Here is a 1,387-nt window from a genome sequence, read left to right on the forward strand (position 1 = left end):
CGCCATTGGGCTCGAACCATGTATGGATGGCTCCCGCGTGGCAAGGGCGTTTCGTGGGCTTCTGGCGTCTGGTCGGGTGCGGTCATGTATTCGGCGTCTGTCTGCAGCACGGTGGCTGCGCGCCCTGATGAAAGTCCGCGTGGCTGCCCTAGGTCCCGATCAATGGCACGCGCTCGAAGCGCTCCGGTTCGAACAGGGTATCCCGGCAGCTTGCCCGTCAGATGGCCATCATCCCACCTTGCACCTCACCATCTCGTCCGGGGCGGATGGCCCCGGGTGTCTCAGGCAGCGCGCGCCGCGTCGTAGCTGGTCCCGTTTCTTAGCAGGGCCCAGACGGTTCTCGCCATGCGGTTCGCCAGGGCGATCGCGGCCTGCTTCGCGGTCTTGCGCTGCAGAAGGCGCCACAGCCAGTCGTCGCCGGGCTGTCCGCGGCGCCGCGCCGCGATCACACCCATGGCGCCGAGATAGAGCAGCCGCCGCAGGTAGCGGTTGCCCATTTTCGAGATGCGCCCGAGCTTCTCCTTGCCGCCGCTCGAATGCGGCTTCGGCGTCAGCCCCAGCCAAGCCGACAGGTCGCGCGACGTCCGGAAGCCGGTCACATCCGGCAGCGTCGCCGCCAGCGCCGTCGCGGTGATGGGACCGATGCCCGGGATCGTCTGGAGCCGCTGTGCTGCATCGTTGTTCTCAGCCTCACTGCGGATGTCCTTCGTGAGCGCGCTGATCCGGTCACGGGTCTCAAAGAACTGGTCGGCCAGCAGGCGCAGCGGCACCCGGGCCGCGGTCGGCAGCTTGGCCCGTTCCCCGGCCTCGAGCAGGCTCCCGATATTGTGGACCCCCTTCGGCGCCACAATGCCGAACTCGCCCAGGTGCGCCCGGATCGCGTTGGTGACCTGGGTTAGCTGGCGGACCAGGAATTCCCGGGCCTTGTGGGTCATCAGGAGGGCCTGGGTTTCTTCGCTCTTCACCGGCACGAAGCGCATCGACGGCCGGGTGACGGCTTCGCAGATCGCCTCCGCATCGGCCTGGTCAGTCTTGCCTCGCCGGACGTAGGGTTTGACGTAGGACGGCGGCATCAGCCGGACGACATGGCCGAGCCTGGCGAGCTCGCGGGCCCAGTGGTGCGCCCCGGCGCAGGCTTCCATGCCGACCAGGCAGGGCCCGAGCCGCTGGAAGAATTCCAGAATCTGGTTCCGCCGCAGCTGTCGCCGCAGGACGACCGCACCTCCGGCATCGACGCCGTGGACCTGGAAAACGGACTTGGCCAGATCGACGCCGACCGTGGTAATCTCCGTCATGGATGGCTCCCCTTGGTGGTGACTTTTGACAGCACCCAATGTGGCACATTGCGATGCCGGGAGCGGGAGCCATCCACTCCATCAATGGCGCC

General features: G+C 67.3%; 1 protein-coding gene. It reads right to left on the reverse strand.

Translation table 11 applies throughout. The annotated features are described in order from the left end of the window. Positions 1-281: 281 nt before the first annotated feature. On the reverse strand, positions 282-1,295 hold the full coding sequence (locus FGX59_RS36890) for an IS110 family transposase (protein WP_138473478.1): 1,014 nt from the start codon (positions 1,293-1,295) through the stop codon (positions 282-284). Positions 1,296-1,387: the final 92 nt, after the last annotated feature.

Source organism: Poseidonocella sp. HB161398 (genome assembly GCF_005870025.1).
Lineage (GTDB): Bacteria > Pseudomonadota > Alphaproteobacteria > Rhodobacterales > Rhodobacteraceae > Mangrovicoccus.

Bases quoted from the DNA above. Each gene is read 5' to 3' on its own strand.
- FGX59_RS36890 (WP_138473478.1), bottom strand. From the start codon at position 1,295: ATGACGGAGATTACCACGGTCGGCGTCGATCTGGCCAAGTCCGTTTTC.